Origin of the sequence: Luteimonas sp. TWI382, assembly GCF_039674545.1 — a bacterium.
Classification (GTDB): domain Bacteria; phylum Pseudomonadota; class Gammaproteobacteria; order Xanthomonadales; family Xanthomonadaceae; genus Luteimonas.
In genome coordinates, this window is record NZ_JBDJNS010000005.1 from 19,943 (window position 1) to 42,035 (window position 22,093).

The 22,093-nt window shown below is 70.0% G+C and carries 23 protein-coding genes; 16 read left to right on the top strand and 7 right to left on the bottom strand.

What is annotated here, in order from left to right; genetic code table 11:
- Positions 1–74 precede the first annotated feature (74 nt).
- The 3 genes from ABE505_RS04725 to ABE505_RS04735 all read left to right on the top strand — a co-directional run bounded on the left by ABE505_RS04725 (position 75) and on the right by ABE505_RS04735 (position 1,835).
- The gene (locus ABE505_RS04725) at positions 75–269 is read left to right on the top strand and encodes a hypothetical protein (RefSeq protein WP_346442253.1); all 195 of its coding nucleotides are present in this window, start codon (positions 75–77) and stop codon (positions 267–269) included.
- Positions 270–361: 92 nt separating this feature from the next.
- Positions 362–1,066 carry a hypothetical protein gene (locus ABE505_RS04730; RefSeq protein WP_346442254.1) on the top strand — a complete coding sequence of 235 codons (705 nt, stop codon included), beginning with the start codon at positions 362–364 and terminating at the stop codon, positions 1,064–1,066.
- 190 nt (positions 1,067–1,256) lie between these two features.
- Entirely contained in the window at positions 1,257–1,835 is a 579-nt protein-coding gene (locus tag ABE505_RS04735) for a nucleoside 2-deoxyribosyltransferase (protein WP_346442255.1), read from the top strand.
- 14 nt (positions 1,836–1,849) lie between these two features.
- Here ABE505_RS04735 and ABE505_RS04740 read toward each other — a convergent pair whose 3' ends face one another.
- Positions 1,850–2,905, bottom strand: coding sequence for a diguanylate cyclase (locus ABE505_RS04740; RefSeq protein ID WP_346442256.1), 1,056 nt, complete (start codon positions 2,903–2,905; stop codon positions 1,850–1,852).
- Between the two features lie 150 nt (positions 2,906–3,055).
- On the opposite strand from ABE505_RS04740, the gene radA reads away from it, so the two are divergent.
- The 3 genes from radA to ABE505_RS04755 all read left to right on the top strand — a co-directional run bounded on the left by radA (position 3,056) and on the right by ABE505_RS04755 (position 5,876).
- Positions 3,056–4,444, top strand: a complete 1,389-nt coding sequence (gene radA / locus ABE505_RS04745; protein ID WP_346442257.1) for a DNA repair protein RadA — start codon at positions 3,056–3,058, stop codon at positions 4,442–4,444.
- A gap of 27 nt (positions 4,445–4,471) precedes the next feature.
- On the top strand, positions 4,472–5,233 hold the full coding sequence (locus ABE505_RS04750) for a 2OG-Fe(II) oxygenase family protein (RefSeq protein WP_346442258.1): 762 nt from the start codon (positions 4,472–4,474) through the stop codon (positions 5,231–5,233).
- Between the two features lie 67 nt (positions 5,234–5,300).
- Positions 5,301–5,876, top strand: coding sequence for a hypothetical protein (locus ABE505_RS04755; protein ID WP_346442259.1), 576 nt, complete (start codon positions 5,301–5,303; stop codon positions 5,874–5,876).
- Between the two features lie 30 nt (positions 5,877–5,906).
- On the opposite strand, the gene ABE505_RS04760 is transcribed toward ABE505_RS04755, so the two are convergent.
- From ABE505_RS04760 to ccsA, 5 genes are all read right to left on the bottom strand, one after another.
- Complete coding sequence (locus ABE505_RS04760) at positions 5,907–7,481, bottom strand: DHA2 family efflux MFS transporter permease subunit (RefSeq protein ID WP_346442260.1); 1,575 nt, start codon at positions 7,479–7,481, stop codon at positions 5,907–5,909.
- 25 nt (positions 7,482–7,506) lie between these two features.
- A complete protein-coding gene (locus ABE505_RS04765; RefSeq protein ID WP_346442261.1) occupies positions 7,507–8,694 on the bottom strand; it encodes an efflux RND transporter periplasmic adaptor subunit in 1,188 nt (395 codons plus the stop codon).
- Positions 8,691–10,181: an efflux transporter outer membrane subunit gene (locus tag ABE505_RS04770; protein WP_346442262.1), complete on the bottom strand. Its 1,491-nt coding sequence runs from the start codon at positions 10,179–10,181 to the stop codon at positions 8,691–8,693. The genes ABE505_RS04765 and ABE505_RS04770 overlap by 4 nt, the downstream gene beginning before the upstream one ends.
- 2 nt (positions 10,182–10,183) lie before the next feature.
- A complete protein-coding gene (locus tag ABE505_RS04775) occupies positions 10,184–10,645 on the bottom strand; it encodes a MarR family transcriptional regulator (protein ID WP_346442263.1) in 462 nt (153 codons plus the stop codon).
- A gap of 142 nt (positions 10,646–10,787) precedes the next feature.
- Positions 10,788–11,576, bottom strand: a complete 789-nt coding sequence (gene ccsA / locus ABE505_RS04780; RefSeq protein ID WP_346442264.1) for a cytochrome c biogenesis protein CcsA — start codon at positions 11,574–11,576, stop codon at positions 10,788–10,790.
- A 116-nt stretch (positions 11,577–11,692) separates the two neighbouring features.
- Between ccsA and ffh the strand changes: the two genes are divergently transcribed.
- From ffh to ABE505_RS04830, 10 genes are all read left to right on the top strand, one after another.
- Positions 11,693–13,063, top strand: a complete 1,371-nt coding sequence (gene ffh, locus ABE505_RS04785) for a signal recognition particle protein (protein ID WP_346442265.1) — start codon at positions 11,693–11,695, stop codon at positions 13,061–13,063.
- Positions 13,060–14,139 (top strand): nitronate monooxygenase, encoded by a 1,080-nt coding sequence (locus ABE505_RS04790; protein WP_346442266.1) that lies wholly within the window; start codon positions 13,060–13,062, stop codon positions 14,137–14,139. Before ffh ends, ABE505_RS04790 begins: the two co-directional genes overlap by 4 nt.
- Positions 14,136–14,960: an aminotransferase class IV gene (locus tag ABE505_RS04795; protein ID WP_346442267.1), complete on the top strand. Its 825-nt coding sequence runs from the start codon at positions 14,136–14,138 to the stop codon at positions 14,958–14,960. The genes ABE505_RS04790 and ABE505_RS04795 overlap by 4 nt, the downstream gene beginning before the upstream one ends.
- A gap of 89 nt (positions 14,961–15,049) precedes the next feature.
- Entirely contained in the window at positions 15,050–15,310 is a 261-nt protein-coding gene (gene rpsP, locus ABE505_RS04800) for a 30S ribosomal protein S16 (protein ID WP_047136289.1), read from the top strand.
- Between the two features lie 36 nt (positions 15,311–15,346).
- Positions 15,347–15,874, top strand: a complete 528-nt coding sequence (gene rimM, locus ABE505_RS04805; protein ID WP_346442268.1) for a ribosome maturation factor RimM — start codon at positions 15,347–15,349, stop codon at positions 15,872–15,874.
- A 169-nt stretch (positions 15,875–16,043) separates the two neighbouring features.
- The gene (gene trmD / locus ABE505_RS04810) at positions 16,044–16,799 is read left to right on the top strand and encodes a tRNA (guanosine(37)-N1)-methyltransferase TrmD (protein ID WP_346442393.1); all 756 of its coding nucleotides are present in this window, start codon (positions 16,044–16,046) and stop codon (positions 16,797–16,799) included.
- A 143-nt stretch (positions 16,800–16,942) separates the two neighbouring features.
- A complete protein-coding gene (gene rplS / locus ABE505_RS04815; protein WP_183426030.1) occupies positions 16,943–17,386 on the top strand; it encodes a 50S ribosomal protein L19 in 444 nt (147 codons plus the stop codon).
- Between the two features lie 143 nt (positions 17,387–17,529).
- Entirely contained in the window at positions 17,530–17,943 is a 414-nt protein-coding gene (locus tag ABE505_RS04820) for an RNA-binding S4 domain-containing protein (protein WP_346442269.1), read from the top strand.
- A 27-nt stretch (positions 17,944–17,970) separates the two neighbouring features.
- On the top strand, positions 17,971–18,696 hold the full coding sequence (locus tag ABE505_RS04825) for a YafY family protein (RefSeq protein ID WP_346442270.1): 726 nt from the start codon (positions 17,971–17,973) through the stop codon (positions 18,694–18,696).
- A gap of 48 nt (positions 18,697–18,744) precedes the next feature.
- Complete coding sequence (locus ABE505_RS04830) at positions 18,745–19,371, top strand: glutathione S-transferase family protein (RefSeq protein ID WP_346442271.1); 627 nt, start codon at positions 18,745–18,747, stop codon at positions 19,369–19,371.
- Positions 19,372–19,431: 60 nt separating this feature from the next.
- Here the strand turns inward: ABE505_RS04830 and katG are convergent, their stop codons facing one another.
- Complete coding sequence (katG, locus tag ABE505_RS04835) at positions 19,432–21,687, bottom strand: catalase/peroxidase HPI (protein WP_346442272.1); 2,256 nt, start codon at positions 21,685–21,687, stop codon at positions 19,432–19,434.
- Positions 21,688–22,093: the final 406 nt, after the last annotated feature.

The following is a 22,093-nucleotide window of genomic DNA, read 5'->3' on the forward strand; positions in this document are numbered from 1 at the left end:
CGGCCTCTTTCGATGTCGCGGCGGTACGTCGTGGCAATGATGTGGTGTGTCCCATCCAATCATGAGGAGTGGTGATGTCCAGGAAGTCCGAAGATCGTACTGCCGCGGCCGTCGAAGGCCGGGTATTGGCCCGCGTGCTGTCCCGCGAGGAGATCGCGCACGTCAGTGGCGGCGCTGGCGCGCTGGCCGAACCGACCGATTCGTGGGTCGACCAGGGCACCTGCACGCCCAAGAGCGATCCGCCGCTGGTGTCGGATCCGCATCTGTGAGTCCATCGTGCGTGCGCGTCTGACGATTTCGCGGGCGCCTATCCTGGCGGCGATCCAATCGCCGCCGGGGTTTTATGACCTGGACTAATCGCATGCAGGCGCGTCTTGCGGGGGCGTTGCTGGTGTTGGCCTGCGATGCCGCACTGGCCGCGACGGGGACGTCATCGCCGTCGGATCCCTATATCGAGTTCCTGTGGTCCAAGACGCCCGAGGGCGCGCTGGCCAGGCAGGAGACGCGTTCGTTCGTGCTCGATACGCGCTTCGATCATCAGATCTGCGTCGCGGTGCTCGATGCCGACGCCAGCACATCAAGGCTGACGATCGAGACGCGGGATGCGTCGGGGCGGGTGGTCGCGCAACAGGCGCATCCGGACTTCGACGGCAGCAAGCGTTGCTTTCCCGCGCAATTGCCCCCGGATGCGACGCCGGGGACGTGGCGCGTGGTCGTCTACCTGGATGGTGCAGCGGCGCCGGCTGGCAGCCGCGAGGTCGAAGTCTACGCGACGCTCGATGCGCTGATCGCTGCCACGCCCCAGGACATGCCCTATGTGCTGGGGCGCCCCAACTACGACGCGACGATCGCGCCCGAAGCGTTTGTCGGTGAGCTGGCCTGGGTCATGCACATCGCGCCTGACGGCAGCGTCGACCGGGTGGAGATCGAGCGCGCCGAAGGCATTGGCCTGAAGATCCAGGACCGCGCCATTCGCGCCGGCGAGATTTCGCTGTTTCCGCCGCGGTCTGGACCCGAGTCGACCTCGACCTTTCGCCGGCAGCTGTCGTTTCGCAACGACGAGTAGTTCCGGCATCTCGGGCACGTGGCAGGGCGCCTGGGCCCGCGTCGCCACGTCCCGAACATGTCCGTGCAGCGCTGCAACTGCAGGCATCGCGCCGTCAGCCAACGCAGCGCAACGTCAGCGGCGTCGGGTCGCATGTCCTGTGTCATCAGGCGAGGAGACAATACGCGCTCCTGCCGTTGTCTTGATCGCGATGATCTGCTCCCTATACCTCGCCGGACCCGATGTGTTCCGGCCCGATGCCCGCGCACACGGGGCCGAGCTCAAGGCGCTGTGTGCGCGCTTCGGGATCGAGGGCTTGTACCCGCTCGATCAGGACGTACCGGCGACACTCGTCGATCCGGGCGAGCAGGCGCGATGGATCTACCGCGCCAATATCGGCTTGATCGAGCGCGCCGACGCGGTGCTCGCCAATCTGGATTTCTTTCGCGGACCGGAGCCAGACAGTGGCACTTGTTTCGAGGTCGGCTATGCGGTCGCACGCGGCAAGCCGGTGTACGGCTACATCTCCGAGGGCGGCACCCTGGCCCAGCGCATCCGCCAGCGGCATCCGCAGGCGGTCGGCCCGGACGGCGTGCTCGACGCGCACGGCTGGAGCATCGAAGAATTCGGGCTGCCGCTGAACCTGATGCTGTCGGTGCCGGCGCCGCTGGTGGTCGGCGATGCGGCGATGGCGTTGGCGCAGTTGGCGCGCCAAGGCGAGACGCCGCGCATGCCGGTGGGGGCGTCACGCGTGCCCGGCCGTCAGGGCGAGGTCGCAGGCGCGGCCTAGGCGAAGATGCCGGCTCAGGCCATCGCCACGCGATTGCGTCCGGCCGCCTTGGCGCGGTAGAGGGCGCTATCTGCATCGCGCAACCATTCGGCCGGCGAGCCGAACTCCGGGCGGGTCGTCGATACCCCGATGCTGGCCGTGCACGCCAGGGTCGGATGGCCGTCGAAAGACAGCGCGGCGATGCCGGCGCGGACGTACTCGGCGACTGCGGCCGCGCGCGCCGGCCCGGCGGGCGCGAGCAGGATCGCGAACTCGTCGCCGCCGATCCGGGCCGGTGTGTCGGTGGCGCCGGCGGCGCTACGCAGCACGTCAGCCACCCGTCGCAGGACGAGATCGCCGACCCCGTGGCCATAGCGGTCGTTGATCGACTTGAAGGCGTCGATGTCGATCAGCAGCAGCGTGGCCGGATCGCCGTAGCGATCGAAGCGCGACAAGGCATCGCGCACCCGGATGTCGAAGTGCCGCCGGTTGGGCAGGTCGCTGCCCGAGTCGGTCCGGCTGCTGCGTTCGAGTTCGCGGTTCTGTCGGGCGATCGTCCTGCCCAGCCGGTAGGTCACCAGGCTCAACGCGATGGGGTAGCCGACCATCAGCGGAACGCACGCGAGGAGGGTGCGGGGCGAGGTCGAAGACGCGAACGGAAAGCCGGCGAGCGCCCAGCCGGCCGTGAAGGCGAGCGCGAACACCAGGGCGGCCCGCCAGAACAGGCGCCATCCGCCGGCAGCCAAGCGGTCGGAGGCCAGCACCGACGCGATGGCCGCCGTCGGCAGCAGGTTGACCGCCATCGCCGCGACCCACAGGCCACCTGCCACTGCGTCGACGAGCAGGTTGCGGTACTCGGTGGCGACCGGATCGCGTGCGCGGCGCGACACCATCCAGGCCACCTGCGGCCACACCATCGCGTTGACCGCGAGTGCGGCCCAGAGCCAGGCCGGGGCCCCGCGTTCGGCCAGCACCGAGGCGATCGGCAAGGCACACAGCGCGGCGCCGAGCATGCGCATGCGGCGGATCCGGGATGGGAACTGCAGGGCGGCAGGACGTGCACGGTCGTGGAGGTCGTCGCGGTCAGGCATCGGGGCGGGCCTCCGGGCCGGTCTGTCCGAAGCGATTGTAGCGGTGCCTGGTGGCACGCAGATGCCCGGACGCCGCGCACGCGTCCGCGTCTCCTTGGGTGCGACCGCCCTCGGCTATTCTGCCGGTCCCCCGCAACGGACCGATCGCCGATGGCCAAGCCCGCCGCCAAAGCCCGAACCGCCTTCGTGTGCAGCGAGTGCGGCGCCGACTACAGCAAGTGGCAGGGGCAGTGCAGTGCCTGCGGCGCCTGGGACACGATCGCCGAGATCGTGCTCGAGAGCGCGGCCTCGGCCCGCTCGCCGGCGGCGCGCCGCTCGGGCTGGGCCGGCAAGGTCGACGCGCCCAAGGTCATGGCGCTCAAGGATGTGCAGCAGGGCGAGGACGTGCGGGTGTCGACCGGCATCGGCGAATTTGACCGGGTGCTGGGCGGCGGCCTGGTCGAGGGCGCGGTGGTGCTGGTCGGCGGCGATCCTGGCATCGGCAAGTCGACGTTGCTGCTGCAGGCGCTGGCGCGGATGGCGCATACGCTGCCGGGGCTGTACGTCACCGGCGAGGAATCGCTGGCCCAGGTCGCCGGGCGCGCGGTCCGGCTGGGGCTGTCGCTCGACGGCCTGCACGCGCTGGCCGAGACCGGCATCGAGCGCATTCTCGAGCACGCCTCCAGGCTCAAGCCTGGGCTGATCATCGCCGACTCGATCCAGACCTTGTGGACCGAATCGCTGACCGCAGCCCCCGGCTCGGTGAGCCAGGTCCGCGAGTCGGCCGCGCGCCTGGTGCGCTATGCCAAGGAGACCGGCACGGCGGTGTTCCTGGTGGGGCACGTCACCAAGGAGGGCGGCATCGCCGGCCCGCGCGTGCTCGAGCACATGGTCGACGCGGTGCTGTATTTCGAGGGCGACAGCGGCAGTCGCTTCCGGGTGATGCGCGCATTCAAGAACCGCTTCGGCGCGGTCAACGAACTGGGCGTGTTCGCAATGGGGGAGAAGGGCCTCAAGGAAGTCGCCAACCCGTCGGCGATCTTCCTGTCGGGTGCGGGCACGCAGCAGCCTGGCAGTTGCATCATGGTCACGCGCGAGGGGACCCGGCCGTTGCTGGTCGAAGTACAGGCGCTGGTCGATGCCTCGCCGCTGTCCAATCCCCGGCGCGTCGCGGTCGGCATGGAAGGTAACCGGCTGGCGATGCTGCTGGCGGTGCTGCACCGGCACGGCGGCATCATGACCGGCGACCAGGACGTGTTCGTCAACGTCGTCGGTGGTATTCGCGTGCAGGAGACCGCGGCCGACCTGCCGGTGCTGCTGTCGGTGCTGTCGTCACTGCGCGACATCCCGCTGCCGGACAAGACCATCGCCTTCGGCGAGGTCGGCCTGGCCGGCGAGATCCGGCCGGTGCCCAACGGCGAGGAGCGCCTGAAGGAGGCCGCCACGCATGGCTTCGTGCGCGCGATCGTGCCGCGCGCGAACGCGCCCAAGGCCGGCGCCTACAAGGGCATGGAGGTCATCGCGGTCGAACGGCTGGCCGATGCGCTCGAGCATGTCTGAGTGCCGAGCCGGGCGGGCACTGCGCCGATGAGCCGAGTCGGTCCAGTCGATGCGGTGCAGGCCGGGACGCCGTGCGATGGCATGTCGCTTGCTGCGCGGCACGATCTCGACCAGTTGCGGGGTGACTTCGCGCGCGATGGCCATGTCGTCGTGCCCCAGGTGTTGACCGATGGCTTTGCGCAGGCGCTGCGTGCCTGTCTCCTCGACTGGTCGCGCTGGGCGCTGGTGACCCGGATCGAAGGTCGGCATCGCGACTTCGACGCCGCCGCGATCGCGCAGATGGATGCCGCTTCGTTGCGGCCATTGCAGGCGCTGATCTTCCAGGAAACGCGTCGCGGCATGCAGTATCTTTACGAACGATTTCCCGTTCATGACGTCGGCTACGACCCTGGTCCGCTGCCGCCGGCGCTGGACCGGTTCCGTATGCTGCTGGGCGGCGGCCCGCTGCGCGCCTTGGTGCGATCGGTTACGGGCGTCGACGACATCGACTTCGGCGATGCCCAGGCGACTCGCTATCGTACAGGGCATTTCCTGACCCACCACGACGACGACCAGCCTGGGAAGCAGCGACGGCTGGCCTACGTGCTGGGCCTCTCGCCGGGCTGGCGCGCCGACGACGGCGGGCAATTGCAGTTTCTCGACGGAGACGGGCACGTCACCGATGTCGTTGTGCCGCGCTTCAATGCGCTTGCGCTGTTCCGGGTGCCGCGTCCGCACCTGGTGACGGCGGTCTCGCCATTCGTCGATGCGGCCCGGCTGTCGATCACCGGCTGGTGGCGCGCATCGTGACTGCCCGGGCAGACGCGCATCGCGCGCCGATATGTATGCGATGCGGGCCTTCGGTCCGGGGCGGGCGATGATCGGTGCCGGCTTGTCGCGGCCGCTCGCCCGGCTCGTCTCGATTGCACTGCATCCGTTCGTCGTGTTCGCGGCGCTCGCGTTGCTGGCGGCCTGGCGCGCCGATCCCGCCTCGCTCGGGCGGACCGCGCTGGGGCTCGTGGCCGGGGTGGCGATCGTCGCGGCCTTCATCTGGCAGCGGCGACGGGGCGGGCATTGGGAAACGGTCGATGCCTCGCGGCGGCAGGAGCGGCCGCTGCTCTATGCGCTGCTGCTGGTCGTCGCCGGCGGCTATTGGCTGTGGATGGGCGGTCGCGGCGCATCAACCTCGGCCGGCGTGCTCGCGGCCGTGTTGATGCTGTGCGTAGCTGGGCTCGCCAACCGCTGGATCAAGCTGTCGCTGCATATGGCGAGCCTGGCGTTTGCGGCAGTGGCGCTCTGGCCGCTGTTGCCCACAGTCTCGGTCGCAGGGCTACTGGCCCTGCCGATGTTGGGGTGGTCGCGGCTGCGTTTGGCACGGCATACGTGGCCCGAGACGATCGGCGGCACCGCGCTTGGGTTGGTCACGGGCCTGGTGCTGCTGGCCCTCGGCTGACGACGCGCACGACCTCGCGCGCGTCGCCGCTCAGTGGCCGCCCGAGGCCGCGCCGCCGATCTTCGCCGCGAACGGTGGCCGCGCCATCCAGACGAACGCGATCACCAGCAGGAACAGGATGCCCAGCAGATGGAAGATCTCGTTGAAGCCGATCTGCGTCGCCTGCTGGGCGATCATCTGATCGAGCATCATCGCGCCGCGTTGCACATCGCCCTGGCCCAGCGCTGCGACCGTCTGCTGGATCGCTGGATCGTGCGCGGGGATGTGCTCGGTCAGCTGCGCATGGTGGATGGTGCTGCGCTGGTTCCACGCCCAGGTGGTCAAGGATGCGGCGAAGCTGCCGCCGAGCGTGCGTACGAAAGTCGCCAGGCCTGAGCCGGCGGCGATCTCGTGCGGTTCGAGATCCGACAGCAGGATGGTCAGCACCGGCATGAAGAACAGTGCCACGCCCAGGCCCTGCCACAGCTGCACCATCGCGACATGCTGGAAGTCGACGTCGAGATTGAAGCCCGAGCGGATGAAACTGGTGAAGGCCATCACCATGAACGCGAACGTCGCCAGGATGCGCAGGTCGAAGCGGGTGGCGTACTTGCCCACCAGCGGGGTGAGCAGCACCGGCAGGATGCCGATCGGCGCGGTCGCAAACCCTGCCCAGATCGGCGTGTAGCCCAGGTTGCGCTGCAGCCACAGCGGCACCAGCAGGCCCACGGCGAAGAACGCCGAGTAGCCGAGCACCATCGCCAGCGTGCCGAAGGCGAAGTTGCGATGCCGGAACAGCCGCAGGTTGACGATCGGGTCCTTCTCGGTGAGTTCCCAGATCAGGAACACCGCCAAGCCCAGCACCGAGGTGATCGCCAGCCATACGATCTTGGTCGACTCGAACCAGTCTTCCTCGTTGCCCAGGTCGAGCAGCGTCTGCAGCGCGCCGACGCCGATGATCAGCGTGATCAGGCCGACGTAGTCCATCTTCGGCGTCTCGAGTTTCTCCGGGCGCCCGCGCAACTGGCTGGCGACGACGAGGCTGGCGAAGATGCCGATCGGCACGTTGATGAAGAAAATCCATTCCCAGCTGTAGTTGTCGGTGATCCAGCCGCCGAGGATCGGGCCGCAGATCGGTGCGACCACGGTGACCATCGCCAGCAACGCGATCGCCTGTCCGCGTTTGGCCGGGGGATAGATCGAGATCAGCAGGGCCTGGGTCACCGGATACATCGGGCCGGCGACGAAGCCCTGCAGCGCGCGGGCGGCGACCAGGAATCCCATGCTCGACGCCAGGCCGCACAGCAGCGAGGCGATCACGAACGCGAACGTCGCCCACACGAACAGCTTGCGCTCGCCGAAACGGCGGGTCATGAAGCCGGTCAACGGCAATGCGATCGCATTGCTGACCGCGAACGAGGTGATGACCCAGGTCGCCTGGTTCGAGCTTGCGCCGAGGTTGCCGGCGATTGTCGGCAACGAGACATTGGCGATCGTGATGTCGAGCACTTGCATGAACGACGCCAGCGCAAGGCCGATCGTCGTCAGCGCCAGGTTCGGCGGACGGAAGGCGGATGCAGCGGCCGGGGCAGGAGCGCCCGGCGTGTCGGCAGTGGTCGTGGACATGGCGGGCTCGATGCCGGGAACCGGCTCAGCGGCGGGTGGCGAGCTGGGGCAGGTTGGCCTCGATCGTGCGCGTGATCAGCGCATCGGCCTGGGCCTGCTGCTCGGCGTAGGCATCGGTGGACAGCAGGGGCGCGGCGCGCTTGGCCTGGGAGGTGGCCAGCACCGGGCCGTCCTGGTCGCGCACGGCGACATCGACGTGCATGCTCAGGCCCAGGCGCAGTGGATGTTCGGCCAACTGCGCGGGATCGAGCTCGATGCGCACCGGCACGCGCTGGACGATCTTGATCCAGTTGCCACTTGCGTTCTGCGCCGGCAGCAGCGAGAACGCACTGCCGGTGCCCATGCCGAGGCTGGCGACCTTGCCGGTGTAGCGCACCTTGCTGCCGTACAGGTCGGCGCGCACCTCGACCGGCTGGCCGATGCGCATGCCGGTGAGCTGGGTCTCCTTGAAGTTGGCCTCCACCCAGACCTGTTCCAGCGGCACGATCGTCATCAGGGTGTTGCCCGGCTGCACCCGCTGGCCCAGTTGCACCTCGCGGCGGGCGATGTAGCCCGACACCGGCGCGACGATGGCCATGCGTTGCAGGTCGAGCCAGGCGCGGCGCAACTGCGCGGCGGCGGCCTGGACCTGCGGCTGGCTCGCGACCTCGGTCGCGTCGACCAGCGCGCGGCTGCGCGAGAGCTGGCCTTGCGAGGCCGACAGCGCAGCTTCGGCACCGGCCAGCACATCGCGGGCGTGGGCCAGTTCCTCGCGCGAGACCGCACCGCTGGCGACCAGGCCTTCGCGGCGCCGCACGTCTTCGCGGGCCTGGCGCACGGCGACCTGCCGCGCCGCCAGTTCGGCCTGGCCGGATTCGACGCTGCTGTAGAGGCCACGCACCTGACGGACGGTACCGGCCAGGTTCGCGACCGCCTGATCGTAGGCGACCTGCGCATCGTTGGGGTCGAGGTGCACCAGCGCCTGCCCGGCCTCGACGCGCATACCTTCGTCGGTGTCGATCGAGACCACCGTGCCCATCGTCTGCGGGACGATGCTCACGACGTTGCCCTGCACATAGGCATCGTCGGTGTCCTGGTGCCAGCGTCCGACAAGCAGGTACCAGCCCGCCCAGCCGAGGCCGGCCAGGATCGCGACGGTGGCGAGGATCACGAGCGCGCGACGGCGCTTGCCGGGCTTGGGCGGCGGGGTGGCGGATTTGGATTCGGAGGTCATGGCGTGGTCGCCCCGGCTTGGGTCTGCGTGGAAGGGGAGGGCGCGGCGAGCGTCAGGCCGCCGCCGAGCGCGCGGTCGAGATCGACAGCGGCGCCGAAGCGCTGCGCGCGCAGCGTGGCGAGCTGTTGCTCGAGCTGGAACAGCGGCCGCTGCGCGGCAAGGACGTCGAGCTGGTTGCCGATGCCGGCGCGGTAGCGGGTGTCGGCGAGCGCGAACGCTTGGCGTGCGGCTTCGGTCGCGTCGGCGACGGTGTCGATCTGCGCATCGAGCGCACGTGCAGCCTGCAGGGCGTCGGTGACCTCGCGCAGTGCGGCGACCAACGTCTGGTCGTAGCTCGCGACCGCGGTGTCGTAGTCGGCGTCGCGCTGGGCCAGGCCCGCGCGCAGCCGGCCGCCGTCGAAGATCGGCAGGCTCAGTGCGGGTCCGCCGAAGCCGAGCACCGCATCGCTGCCGAACAGGTCCGAGAGGTTGCCCGCCGCCAGGCCGACCAGCGCGCTGAGGTTGATGCTGGGCTTGAAGGCGGCCTTGCCGGCGTCGACACCGCGTGCGGCGGCCTCGACGCGCCAACGCGCGGCGACGACGTCGGCGCGATGGCCCAGCAGCTCGCTGGGCAGTACCGCGGGCACCGCCGGCGGCGGCGCCTGCAGCAGGCGCGGGCGGACGATGTCGAGGCCGCGATCGGGGCCCTTGCCCAGAAACGCGGCCAGCGCATTGCGCGCGGCATCGATCTGCTGCTGCGCAGCCTGCGCCTGCTGGCGTGCGATGCCGATCGCGGTGTCGGCATTGCGCAGTTGCAACTGGTTGTCGAGACCGGCCTCCACGCGCTGCCGCGCAAGGTCGCGCAGCCGGGTGGCGCGGTCGATCTCGCGCTGCGCCACGTCCTGCGCGTCGAAGGCCTGCGCCAGCGCGATGTAGCCGCGGGCGACGTTGGACGACAGCGTCAGGCGCGCAGCCTGCGCATCGACCTCGGCGGCCCGTGCCTGCCCGGTGGCCGCCTCGAAGGTCGCGCGCTGGCCACCCCATAGGTCGGGCGTCCATGCGAAGTCGAGCATCAGCACGCCGCTGGCCTTGAAGTCGCCGCCGATGGGGGCAGGCGCGAGGGTTTCGGGCAATTGCACGCCGCTCACACGCGCGCTGGCACCGAGGGTCGGCCGACGCTGCGCATCGGCGAGCCCGGCCTGCGCCCGTGCGCTGCGGGTGCGGGCATCGGCGGCAGCCAGGGACGGGCTGTCGCGCAAGGCCTCATCGATCAAGGCGTCGAGTTGCGGGTCGCCGAACGCAGTCCACCAGTCGCTGCGCGGAAAATCGGCAGCGCTGAGCGGGGCACCGGCCAGGCTGCGGCCGGTGGCGAGCGTGTCGGCATCGCTGGGGGTCAGCTGCGGCGCCAGGCCGCGACTGCTGGCACAGCCTGCGAGCAGCAGTGCGGCGACGATCGGCAACACCGCAGCCGGCGCCCGTCGCCGGGCGCGTGTCGTGGGAGAAGGCATGGTCACTGTCCCGGGAAGGAGAGGTTGTCGCGAACCTGTTCGAGAAGCTGGATCAACTGCTGCCGCTGGGCATCGTCGATGCCCGACATCGCACGCTCGCGCACGCGGTTGCCGCATTGGTCGATGTCGCGCCAGATCGCCTCGCCCTGCGCGCTGAGCCGGATCCGCACCACGCGGCGGTCGTCGGGATCGGCATGGCGCTCGACCAGACCGCGGTCGATCAGCCTGTCGATCAGGCGCGTCATCGCGCCAGGGTTGAGCTCGGCTGCACGCGCAAGATCGGTCGCGTTGCTGGTGCCCAGCGCCAGTTTCTTGAGCGTGATGTACTGGCTGAAGCTCAGCTCATGCCCGGCCTGGGCGAGCTCGTCGGCCATGCGCGCCCACATGGCATCGCGGACCTGCCGGAACAGCAGGCCCAGCGACGAACCGCTGGCGGAGGCGCAAGGTCGGGGAGGAGACGACATGGCGGCGCATGGTCCTCGCCTCTGCAATTGTTGTCAAGGCAAGTATTGCCGCCGCAAGCGCTGTTCAGGCAGGCGGCTGGGATCGGTTCAGTGTTTGGGCGCCGGAGGGCGAGGTTCCCCTTCGCGGGCAGGACCGGTCAGTTCAGGCGGGCCGTCCGAGCACCAGCTCCAGCACGAACTTGCTGCCGAAGAATGCCAGTACCAGCAGCGCCATCGCCGCCAGCGTCCAGCCGACCGCGCGGGGGCCACGCCAGCCGTGGCGCCAGCGGCCCAGCAGCAGGGCGCCGAACGCCAGCCACGACATCACGCTCAGCACGGTCTTGTGGATCAGGTGCTGGGCGAAGAAGTCGTCGACGAACAGCACGCCGGTGATCAGGGTCGCGGTCAGCAGCGCGAAACCGACCCCGATCGTGCGGAACAGCAGCGATTCGAGTTCGGTCAGCGGCGGCAGCGCGCGCAGCCAGCGATGGAATTCGCGTCGGCGCAGTGCGCGTTCCTGCGCCCACAACAGCATCGCGAGCAGCGCGGCGATCGCGAGCGTGGCGTAGGACAGCAAGGCGCAGCCGGCATGCACTTGCAACCGCCAGTCCGGCACGCTGGAGGCGACATGCGCGCCCCGGCCATAGGAGATCAGCGCCGCGGCGGCGATCGGAAACACGATCACGCCCAGCGCGGCGACCCGCCCGCGGATGTCGTAGAGCATGGTCAGCACCGCCATGCCCAGGCCGACCAGCGACAGCGCGGCGTAGAAGTGCAACTCGGTGCCCACATCGCGCCACACCAGCATGTGCGCGGCGGCATGCAGCGCGACGGCCGCACCGGCCGGCACCGCCCACCAGGCATTGGCGGGCGCGGGGTCGCGGCCGACGCCGTGCACGAGCGCCACGGCAGCGGCCACGTAGAGCAGGGCTGCGATGAGAACCATTGTCATCGCGGAAGTGTCGCACAGGAACGTGCCGAACGCGCCTGCCGCCGATCGACGCGGGCCGGGGCGCGCGGGCGTGCGGGCTATAATCGCCGACCGTTTTGACCCAGCCCGAGTCCCGCATGTTCGAGTCCCTGACCCAGCGCCTGTCCGGCACCATCGAGCGCCTGCGCGGGCGCGGCCGCCTGACCGAGGAGAACATCCGCGAGGCGACCCGCGAGGTGCGCATCGCACTGCTCGAGGCTGATGTCGCGCTGCCGGTGGTGCAGGCGCTGATCGAGCGGATCAAGGTCCGCGCGGTCGGGCAGGAAGTGCTCAAGTCGCTGACCCCGGGCCAGGCGCTGATCAAGGTCGTGCGCGACGAGCTGACCGCGGTCATGGGCGCGCAGGCGACCGAACTCAATCTCGCCGTGCCGGCGCCCGCGGTCGTGCTGATGGCCGGCCTGCAGGGCGCGGGCAAGACGACCACGGTCGGCAAGCTGGCCAAGCTGCTGAAGGAAAAGCGCAAGAAGAAGGTCATGGTCGTCAGCGCCGACGTCTACCGTCCGGCCGCGATCGAGCAGCTGCGCACGCTGGCCGAACAGGTCGATGTGCGCTTCTTCCCGTCCGAGGCCTCGCAGCAGCCGGTCGACATCGTGCGCGCGGCGATCGCCGATGCGCGCAAGTCGTTCATCGACGTGCTGCTGGTCGACACCGCCGGCCGCCTGGCGATCGACGAGGCCATGATGGCCGAGATCAAGGCACTGCATGCCGCGGTCAATCCGGTCGAGACGCTGTTCGTCGTCGACTCGATGACCGGCCAGGACGCGGCCAACACCGCCAAGGCCTTCGGCGAGGCGCTGCCGCTGACCGGCGTGGTGCTGACCAAGACCGACGGCGATGCCCGCGGCGGCGCGGCGCTGTCGGTGCGCTACATCACTGGCAAGCCGATCAAGTTCGTCGGCACCGGCGAGAAGGTCGATGGCCTCGATGTCTTCCATCCCGAGCGCGTCGCCAGCCGCATTCTCGACATGGGCGACGTGCTGTCGCTGGTCGAGCAGGTCGAGCACCAGGTCGACAAGGACAAGGCGGCCAAGCTGGCGCAGAAGGTCGCCAAGGGCAAGAAGTTCGACCTCAACGACATGAAGGACCAGCTCGAGCAGATGCAGAACATGGGCGGCATCGGCAGCCTGATGGAGAAGCTGCCGGGCCTGGGCCAGGTGCCCGAGCACCTCAAGCAGCAGGTCCAGCAGAACAAGGAAGTGCCGCGGATGATCGCGATCATCGATTCGATGACCAAGAAGGAGCGGCGCAATCCGGCTCTGCTCAACGGCTCGCGCCGCGCGCGTATCGCCGCCGGTTCGGGTACGACTCCGGCCGACGTCAACAAGCTGATGAAGCAGTACATGCAGATGGAAAAGATGATGGGCAAGATGGCCCGCGGCGGCATGAAGGGCATGATGCGCGGGCTGCAGGGCATGATGGGCGGCATGGGCCGCATGCCGTTCCGATGAGCCTGGGCGCGCATCCGGCGCGCCAACGGGCCGACGCGTTCTGTGCGCGCTTCGGCCTGCGGATTCCGGTCCTGATGGGGCCGATGGCCGGCGCCTGTCCGCCGGCGTTGGCGGCGGCGGTGGCAGACGCCGGTGGCCTGGGCGCGATGGGCGCGGTGCTGTCGCAGCCTGCCGACATCGACACGTGGATGCGCGCATTTCGCGATCGCACCACGGGCCCGGCGCAGGTCAATCTGTGGATTCCCGACCCGCCGCCAGCGCGCGACGCGGGCGCCGAAGCGGCGACCCGGGCGTTTCTCGAACGCTGGGGGCCGGCGGTGCCGGCCTCCGCCGGCGACGCCTCGCCGGCCGACTTCGATGCCCAGTTCGACGCCTTGCTGGCCGCGCGACCGGCGGTCGCCTCGAGCATCATGGGGGTGTTCTCCCCGGCGCAGGTCGAACGTCTGAAGGCGGCCGGGATCGCCTGGTTCGCGACCGTCACCACGCTCGACGAGGCGCGGCAGGCGCAGGCCGCGGGCGCCGATGCGGTGGTCGCGCAGGGCGCCGAGGCCGGCGGGCACCGCGGTGCGTTCGAGGCCGCCGAAGCCGAGCACCGCATCGTCGGGTTGTTCTCGTTGTTGCCGCGGCTGGCCGATGCCCTCGAGGTGCCGGTCATCGCCGCTGGCGGCATCGCCGATGGGCGCGGTGTCGCCGCCGCGCTGCTGCTCGGCGCGAGCGCGGTGCAGATCGGCACCGGCCTGTTGCGCACGCCCGAGGCGGCCATCGCACCGGCCTGGGCGGACGCGCTGGCCACGGCCGAGCTGGAGGCCTGCTGGCCGACCCGGGCGTTCAGCGGCCGGCTCGGCCGTGCGCTGGCGACCGGCTACGTGCGCGCGGCGGTTGCCGACGATGCGCCACCGCCCCGGCCGTACCCGGTCCAGCGCGGGCTCACCGCGCCGATGCGCGCGGCCGCGGTCCGCGATGGCCGGCTCGACGCGATGCAGGCCTGGGCAGGGCAATCGGCCTGGCTGGCGCAGGCGCGGCCGGCCGGCGCGCTTGTGCGCGCCTGGTGGGACGAGGCCCGGGGGCTGCTGTGACGCGCGCTGCGCTCGCGGTCAGTCACTGGATCGACGGCCGGCCGGCCGAGGCGGCGGACCTCGCCGCCGCCCTGGTCAACTACGGGCATTTCTCGACACTGCAGGTGCGCGGACGCGCGGTGCAGGGTCTGGACCTGCATGTGGCGCGCCTGCAGGCCGCCAACCTCGAACTGTTCGGCAGCCCGCTGGCGTCGGACGCGCTTCTCGCCGCAATGGCCTCGGCGCTGGTGGCTGCCGGCGTCGACGATGCGACCATGCGCATTGCGGCGTTCTCGCGCGATATGCCGGCCGTCGAGCGCGGCGAGGCGGTGCCGGCGGTGCTGCTGGTCGCGTTGTCGCCGCCGCGCGCGCCGCCGGCCGCGCCGCTGCGGCTGGCCTCGCACGTCCATGTGCGTGCGCTGGCCCATCTCAAGCACGCCGCCACGTTGCCGCTGCTGCATGCACGCCGGCAGGCGGCGCTGGCCGGCTACGACGATGCGCTGCTGGTCGCTGCCGACGGCACCATCGGCGAGGGGGCACTGTGGAACGTCGGCTTCGTCGCCGGCGATGCGGTGGTCTGGCCGGTCGCGCCGGCGTTGCGCGGCACGAGCGAGGGTCTGCTGCAGCGCGCGCTCGAGGCCGCGGGCATCGCGCAGCGCCACGCCCGTGTCGGTCTGAGTGACTGCGGCAGCTTCGACGCGGCGTTCGCCTGCAACAGCGGTGGGGTGCGTGCGGTGGCGTCGATCGACGGCTGGCGCTTCGATGCCGACGCGGCGATGCTCGGACGCTTGCGCGCGCTGCTCGCCGCGCAGCCCTGGATGCCGCTGGGCGGCGCGCGCTGACCGGTGCTTGCGCCGGCTGCCGCCGCTTCCGCTATAATCGCCGGCTTACCTCGCCACCCTGGCGACTGGGCAACACAGGAAGCAAAGCAATGGTCAAGATCCGTCTGACGCGCGGCGGCGCCAAGAAGCGTCCGTTCTACCACATCATCGTGACCGACTCGCGCAGCGCGCGCGACGGCCGCAACATCGAGCGCGTGGGGTACTACAACCCGGTCGCGACCGGTGGTGAGCAGCGTGTCGTCCTCGACACCGAGCGCGTCGACCACTGGGTCAAGAACGGCGCCCAGATGAGCGACAAGGTCCGCGCCCTGTACAAGGAAGCGGGCAAGGCTGCGGTCGCCGCTGCCTGATCCATGGGCCGCGCCTACGGGCGCGGCCATGCCGAGATGAACGATCCGACGCGCCAGCCTCCCCAGCGGATGATCCAGCTGGGCAAGGTCCATGGCGCGTTCGGCGTGCGTGGCGAGGTGAAACTCGAATCGTTCACCGAGCCGCGCAGCGCGATCTTCCGCTACCAGCCCTGGGTGCTGCGCGACGGCCGCGGCGGGGAGCGCACGCTGTCGGGCGCGCGCGGTCGCGAGACGCCCAAGGGCGTGGTCGCCACGCTGCCCGACATCGCCGACCGCGATGCCGCCGAGGCGGCGCGCGGGCTGGAAGTCTGGGTGCCGCGCGAGGCGCTGCCGCCGCCTGCGCCGGGCGAGTACTACTGGGTCGACCTCGAGGGCCTGCGCGTGCGCAATCTCGAGGGGGTGGACCTGGGAACGGTGTCCCATCTGTTTTCGACCGGTGCCAACGATGTGCTGGTCGCCCAGGGCGAACGCGAGCGCATGATCCCGTTCGTCGTGCCCGGCTATGTCGTCTCGATCGACTTCGACGCCGGCCTGGTGACGGTCGATTGGGACGCGGACTTTTGAACGCCGCGCGACGCGATTGGTGAGCGGACGATCCAGGTCGTGGCCTGCGAAGCCGCGCCACACCCAGGATCGGCAGTCGCAGCCGTCTCGTCGTTCGTGATCGGGAGGGAACGTCATGTCGTCCGAAGCGCAAACGCATCCCGCCTCCCGAGCCGCCGCGCATGGCGGCATCCGCATCGATGTCGTCAGCCTGTTTCCCGAGTTCATCGATCAGGCGGCAGCAGTCGGCGTGGTCGGACGTGCGCGTGAGCGCGGGCTGGTCACGCTGCAGGGCTGGAACCCGCGCGACTACGCGCAGGGCAATTACCGGCGGGTCGACGACCGCCCGTTCGGTGGTGGTCCGGGCATGGTGATGCTGATCGAGCCGTTGCGGGCCGCACTCGCTGCCGCGCGTGCGGCCGACCCGGCGCCGGCGCGGACGATCTACATGAGTCCGCAGGGACGGCCGTTGACCCAGGCCAAGGTGCGCGAACTGGCGGCGTTGCCGCGGCTGATCCTGCTGTGCGGCCGTTACGAGGGGGTCGATGAGCGGCTGCTCGAGGCCGAGGTGGACGAGGAGCTGTCGATCGGCGACTACGTGCTCTCGGGCGGGGAACTGGCCGCGGCGGTCGTCGTCGATGCGGTGGCCCGGTTGCAGGATGGCGCGTTGAACGATGCCGATTCGGCGGTGCAGGACAGCTTCGAGGGCGACGGCTTGCTCGACTGCCCGCACTACACCCGGCCGGTCGACCATGCGCTGGGTCGGGTGCCCGACGTGCTGCTGTCGGGCAATCATGCCCAGATCGCCGCCTGGCGTCGGCAGCAGTCGCTGGGGCGCACCGCCGAGCGGCGCCCGGACCTGCTCGACGAGTCCGCGCTGGACAAGGCCGACCGACGGCTGCTCGCGGCCTGGCGGGCCGAGCGAGAGCGGGATCCGGACGCCTGAGCGCCGGTTCGGTCGCAGTGGCATTCGCCGGGCAGCTGGGCTTATAATGCGCGGCTAACCGAAACAACGGGCCATCGTGCCCGCCATGCCAGAGCGTGCGTCCACGTGCACCACGCCTACAACGACTCCAACAGGCCAAGACCATGACCACCAAGCCCTCTCTGAACACCCTGCTGCAGGAATTCGAAAGCGCCCAGACCGCGCGCGAGCTTCCCGACTTCGGCCCCGGCGACACCGTCGTCGTCAACGTCAAGGTCAAGGAAGGCAACCGCGAGCGCGTGCAGGCCTACGAAGGCGTGGTCATCGGCAAGAAGAACGCCGGTCTGAACTCCGCGTTCACCGTGCGCAAGATCTCGCACGGCTACGGCGTCGAGCGCGTGTTCCAGAGCCACAGCGCGCAGATCGAGTCGGTCGAGGTCAAGCGCCGCGGCAAGGTCCGCGCCGGCAAGCTGTACTACCTGCGCGGCCTGGAAGGCAAGAAGGCGCGCATCAAGGAAGACCTGTCGGCATCGGCGAAGGCCAAGAACGAGAAGGCCCGCGCCGACAAGGCCGCTGCTGCCGCTGCACCGGCGCCGGCTGCCGAGTAACTCCGGCCCGGTTTCGATGTCGCACGACGGCCGCCGCAAGGCGGCCGTCTGCGTTCGTGGCTTCGGACCTGGATCTCCGACATGCCGCCCGTCGACCGAGCATCGCGGCTTGATTTGGCGGGCGACGCACCGATATCGGACCGATGAACGAAGCCCCGGGCTCACATGCCGCCGACAGCGTCCGCCTCGATCTCTGGCTGTGGGCGGCGCGCTTCTTCAAGACCCGCGCCCTGGCCAAGCAGGCGATCGAGACCGGCAAGATCGATGTCGGTGGCCAGCGGGCCAAGCCCGCGCGTGCGGTCCGTATTGGCGATGCGCTGCGTGTAGCCAGGGGCGAGGAAGTGTTCGAGGTCGTCGTGGCTGGCCTGTCGGACACGCGCGGACCGGCCAGCGTGGCGCAGGGGTTGTACGCCGAATCCGAGGACTCGCGCGCTGCACGCCTGGCGCGTGTCGCCGAGCAGCGCGCACAGCGCGCCGGCTATCGCGCGCCGGAGCACAAGCCCGACAAGCGCGCCCGGCGATTGATCCGGGCTCTGGGCGATATCGACGCGCTGTAGCATCGGCACGGGTTGGAGGCGGGAATCATGTCCGAACGCGCGACACGGCTGCTGCGTCTGCTCGATGACCTGCGCCGTCGGCGCCTGCCGGTCCCCGGACGCGAACTGGCCGAAGGGTTGGGCATCAGCCTGCGCACCCTGTATCGCGACATCGAGGCCTTGCGCGGGCAGGGCGCCGAGATCCATGGCGATCCCGGCGTGGGCTATCAGCTGCGCCCCGGATTCCTGCTGCCCGCGATGATGTTCTCCGACGAGGAGCTCGAAGCGCTGGTGCTGGGCGCGCGCTGGGTCGGCAGCCACGCCGATCCGGAGTTGGCGGACGCAGCCACGCGTGCACTCGATCGCCTGGTCGGCGTGTTGCCTGAAGCGTTGCGCTTGCAGGTGGAAACCAGCGGCCTGTTCGCGCCGCACTGGGCGCCATCGCAGCCCGAACCCTGGCTGCCGATCCTGCGGCGCGCGATCCGCGGCGAGCGCGCATTGCGCATGCACTACGCCGATGTCGCCGGGCGTGGCAGCGTGCGCACGATCTGGCCGTTCGCGATGGCCTTCCTGTCCGAGACCCGCCTGCTCGCCGCCTGGTGCGAGGCGCGCGGCGATTTCCGCCACTTCCGCGCCGACCGGGTCGTGTCGTTGGAGGACACCGGCGTTCGTTACGCCGTGCGCCGCCACGAGCTGCTGCGTCGATGGCATGCCCAGCGGCGTGCCGTGCAGCACACGGCGCCGGCCGGCGGCGACACTGCTGACAGCCGCTGACAGCGGGGCCGTGGAGACTGGCGGTTCCTTCCAGACCGAGCAGGCCCGATGACCGACACGCTGAGCTTCTACACCCACCCGATGTCCCGGGGCCGCGTGGCCCGCTGGATGCTGGAAGAAACGGGGCTGCCCTATGAAGAGGTGCTGCTGGAGTACGACACCAGCATGAAGTCGCCGGCGTATCTGGCGATCAACCCGATGGGCAAGGTGCCGGCGATTCGCCATGGCGAGACGATCGTGACCGAAAACGCGGCGGTGTGCGCCTATCTCGCCGAACTCGTCCCCGACAAGCAACTGGCGCCACCGCCCGGTTCGCCCGAGCGGGGCAGCTACTACCGCTGGCTGTTCTTCCTCGCCGGGCCGCTCGAATCGCTGCTCACCGCGCAGGAAACCGGCGCACTCGCATCGGCGCGCGCGGCCGGCTACGGGAATCCGGACGACGTGATGCGGACCTTGGAGCAGGCGGTGACCGGCAGGACGTTCCTGGCCGGCGAGCGGTTCAGTGCGGCGGATCTGTATATGACCGCGATGCTGGGCGACTACATGCAGATCGGTGCGATGCCATCGCGGCCGGCCTTCGTCGAGTTCGCGCGCGTCCACGCCGCACGTCCGGCGGCGCAGGCGGCTGCGAAGCGTGACGATGCCCTGGCGGCGCAGGCGTCGTCGGGCGGCTGACACCAGATCCCAGGACGGCCGCATTGCGCGGCCGTCCTGAGGCGCCTGCGTGGTGGCGGATCAGCGCAGGTCGAACCGATCGAGCTGCATCACCTTCGTCCAGGCCGCGACGAAGTCGTCGATGAACTTGTCCTGCGCGTCGTCGCTGGCATAGACCTCGGCCAGCGCACGCAGCACGGCGTTGGACCCGAACACCAGGTCGACGCGGGTGCCGGTCCACTTCACTGCGCCGCTGCGGCGATCGCGGCCTTCGAACACGTCACGCGCCGTGGTGCGGGGCGACCAAGCGGTGTCCATGTCGAGCAAGTGGACGAAGAAGTCGTTGCTCAGCACGCCCGGTCGGTCCGTGAACACGCCATGCCGGGCGTCGTCGACGCCGATGTCGAGCACGCGCAGGCCGCCGACGAGCACGGTCAGTTCGGGCGCGGTCAGTGTCAGCAGCTGCGCCCGGTCGATCAGCAGCGCTTCGGCGGGAATCGCCGAGGGCCCGGCCAGGTAGTTGCGGAAGCCGTCGGCGACGGGTTCGAGGACCGCGAACGATGCGACATCGGTCTGCGCCTGGCTCGCATCGGTGCGGCCGGGCGAAAACGGCACGGCGATCTCGCGGCCGGCCGCTTTCGCCGCCTGCTCGATGCCGGCATTGCCCGCGAGCACGATCAGGTCGGCCAGCGACACCTGCTTGCCGCCCGGCGCGTCGAGATTGAACGCGCGCTGGATGCGCTGCAGTACGTCGAGCACCCGCGCCAGTTGGTCCGGGCGATTGACCGGCCAGTCCTTCTGCGGCGCCAGACGGATGCGTGCACCATTGGCGCCGCCGCGCTTGTCGCTGCCGCGGAAGGTCGACGCCGACGCCCACGCCGTGCCGACCAGCTCGGGCACCGTCAGGCCCGATGCCAGCACCTGCGCCTTGAGCGTTGCCACGTCGGCCTCGTCGATCAACGGGTGCTCGGCGTCGGGCACCGGGTCCTGCCAGATCAACGCCTCCTTCGGGACTTCGGGGCCGAGGTAGCGCGCACGTGGGCCCATGTCGCGGTGGGTCAGCTTGAACCAAGCGCGGGCGAAGGCATCGGCGAAGGCCTGTGGGTTCTCGAGAAAGCGCCGCGAGATCTTGCCGTACGCAGGGTCGAAGCGCAGGGCCAGGTCGGTGGTCAGCATCCGCGGCCGATGCTTCTTGGCCGGGTCATGCGCGTCGGGCACGATGTCGCCGGCCTCGCGGGCGACCCACTGGTGCGCACCGGCGGGGGACTTCTCCAGTTCCCACTCGAAGCCGAACAGATTCTCGAAGAAGTTGTTGCTCCACAGCGCCGGTGTCGTGGTCCAGGTCACTTCCAGTCCGCTGGTGATCGTGTCGCCGCCCTTGCCGGTGCCGAAGCTGCTGCGCCAGCCCAGCCCCTGTTCCTCCAGGTGGGCGGCTTCGGTTTCCGCACCGACATGGTCGGCTGGACCGGCACCGTGGGTCTTGCCGAAAGTGTGGCCGCCGGCAATCAGCGCGACCGTTTCCTCGTCGTCCATCGCCATGCGGCCGAAGGTATCGCGGATGTCGTGCGCGGCGAGCAATGGGTCGGGGTTGCCGTCGGGGCCTTCCGGGTTCACGTAGATCAGCCCCATCTGCACCGCGGCCAGCGGACGTTCGAGCCGGCGCGTGTGGACATCGCCGTCGGCATCGTCGTCGGACACCAGCACCGCCGCCTCGTCGGGTTTCTCGACACCCTCCGAGCCTTGTGCATAGCGCACGTCGCCGGCGAGCCAGGTCGTCTCACGGCCCCAGTACACGTCCTGGTCGGGCTCCCAGGTGTCCTCGCGCCCGGCCGCGAAGCCGAAGGTGCGAAAGCCCATCGTTTCGAGCGCCACGTTGCCGGTCAGGATCAGCAGGTCCGCCCAGGAGATCCGTCGGCCGTACTTGCGCTTGATCGGCCACAGCAGTCGCCGGGCCTTGTCGAGATTGACGTTGTCGGGCCAGCTGTTGAGCGGGGCGAAGCGCTGCTGGCCCCGACCGCCGCCGCCGCGGCCATCGCCGGTGCGGTAGGTGCCGGCCGCATGCCAGGCCATGCGGATGAACAAGGGGCCGTAGTGGCCGAAGTCGGCCGGCCACCAGTCCTGGGAGTCGGTCATCAGCGCACGCAGGTCGCGCTTGAGGCCGTGGTAGTCGAGCGTCTCGAACTCGGCGGCGTAATCGAAATCCGCGTCCATGGGATCGGACTTCGACGAATGCTGGCTGAGCAGATCGACCCGCAACTGGTTCGGCCACCAGTCGCGGTTGCTCGCGCCCTGGACCGCGGCGTCGTGATGGAAGGGGCATTTGGCTTCGGTGGACATGGGGCTACCTTGTCGGTCGGTGGCGCGCGGCGCGATTGCGGGACGGGCGCGCGGAAGTTCGGAAAGGGTCGGGCGGCGCCAGGTAGGCAAGCCGGGGCGGGGACTCAGTCGCCGGCGTGCGGCGCGGGCGACGCGGTGGCACCGGTAACGGGCGAGGGCGCAAGGTGCATGGTGGGCGGGCCGATCTGGATGGGAGAGCCCGCAGATTAGACGCGTCGATCAGGAAGTTGAAATCGATTTTTTTCCTGATTTCGATAGGTTGAAGCTATCGATTAGGGTCCCCGGCCCCTCGCGTGACGGCAATCTCGCCGCGGACGGCGGCACGCGGGTAGGCGCGTCAAGGCACGGTATCCGCTTGAGCGCCCGCTGGGCACCGCGGCCATCGCGACCCGAACGCAGCGGGAAG

What these genes read in the sequence shown, in the direction of transcription:
- ABE505_RS04725 (WP_346442253.1), top strand. Translation starts at nt 75, where the DNA reads ATGTCCAGGAAGTCCGAAGATCGTACTGCCGCGGCCGTCGAAGGCCGG.
- ABE505_RS04730 (WP_346442254.1), top strand. Translation starts at nt 362, where the DNA reads ATGCAGGCGCGTCTTGCGGGGGCGTTGCTGGTGTTGGCCTGCGATGCC.
- ABE505_RS04735 (WP_346442255.1), top strand. Translation starts at nt 1,257, where the DNA reads ATGATCTGCTCCCTATACCTCGCCGGACCCGATGTGTTCCGGCCCGAT.
- ABE505_RS04740 (WP_346442256.1), bottom strand. Translation starts at nt 2,905, where the DNA reads ATGCCTGACCGCGACGACCTCCACGACCGTGCACGTCCTGCCGCCCTG.
- radA (WP_346442257.1), top strand. Translation starts at nt 3,056, where the DNA reads ATGGCCAAGCCCGCCGCCAAAGCCCGAACCGCCTTCGTGTGCAGCGAG.
- ABE505_RS04750 (WP_346442258.1), top strand. Translation starts at nt 4,472, where the DNA reads ATGAGCCGAGTCGGTCCAGTCGATGCGGTGCAGGCCGGGACGCCGTGC.
- ABE505_RS04755 (WP_346442259.1), top strand. Translation starts at nt 5,301, where the DNA reads ATGATCGGTGCCGGCTTGTCGCGGCCGCTCGCCCGGCTCGTCTCGATT.
- ABE505_RS04760 (WP_346442260.1), bottom strand. Translation starts at nt 7,481, where the DNA reads ATGTCCACGACCACTGCCGACACGCCGGGCGCTCCTGCCCCGGCCGCT.
- ABE505_RS04765 (WP_346442261.1), bottom strand. Translation starts at nt 8,694, where the DNA reads ATGACCTCCGAATCCAAATCCGCCACCCCGCCGCCCAAGCCCGGCAAG.
- ABE505_RS04770 (WP_346442262.1), bottom strand. Translation starts at nt 10,181, where the DNA reads ATGCCTTCTCCCACGACACGCGCCCGGCGACGGGCGCCGGCTGCGGTG.
- ABE505_RS04775 (WP_346442263.1), bottom strand. Translation starts at nt 10,645, where the DNA reads ATGTCGTCTCCTCCCCGACCTTGCGCCTCCGCCAGCGGTTCGTCGCTG.
- ccsA (WP_346442264.1), bottom strand. Translation starts at nt 11,576, where the DNA reads ATGACAATGGTTCTCATCGCAGCCCTGCTCTACGTGGCCGCTGCCGTG.
- ffh (WP_346442265.1), top strand. Translation starts at nt 11,693, where the DNA reads ATGTTCGAGTCCCTGACCCAGCGCCTGTCCGGCACCATCGAGCGCCTG.
- ABE505_RS04790 (WP_346442266.1), top strand. Translation starts at nt 13,060, where the DNA reads ATGAGCCTGGGCGCGCATCCGGCGCGCCAACGGGCCGACGCGTTCTGT.
- rpsP (WP_047136289.1), top strand. Translation starts at nt 15,050, where the DNA reads ATGGTCAAGATCCGTCTGACGCGCGGCGGCGCCAAGAAGCGTCCGTTC.
- rimM (WP_346442268.1), top strand. Translation starts at nt 15,347, where the DNA reads ATGAACGATCCGACGCGCCAGCCTCCCCAGCGGATGATCCAGCTGGGC.
- rplS (WP_183426030.1), top strand. Translation starts at nt 16,943, where the DNA reads ATGACCACCAAGCCCTCTCTGAACACCCTGCTGCAGGAATTCGAAAGC.
- ABE505_RS04820 (WP_346442269.1), top strand. Translation starts at nt 17,530, where the DNA reads ATGAACGAAGCCCCGGGCTCACATGCCGCCGACAGCGTCCGCCTCGAT.
- ABE505_RS04825 (WP_346442270.1), top strand. Translation starts at nt 17,971, where the DNA reads ATGTCCGAACGCGCGACACGGCTGCTGCGTCTGCTCGATGACCTGCGC.
- ABE505_RS04830 (WP_346442271.1), top strand. Translation starts at nt 18,745, where the DNA reads ATGACCGACACGCTGAGCTTCTACACCCACCCGATGTCCCGGGGCCGC.
- katG (WP_346442272.1), bottom strand. Translation starts at nt 21,687, where the DNA reads ATGTCCACCGAAGCCAAATGCCCCTTCCATCACGACGCCGCGGTCCAG.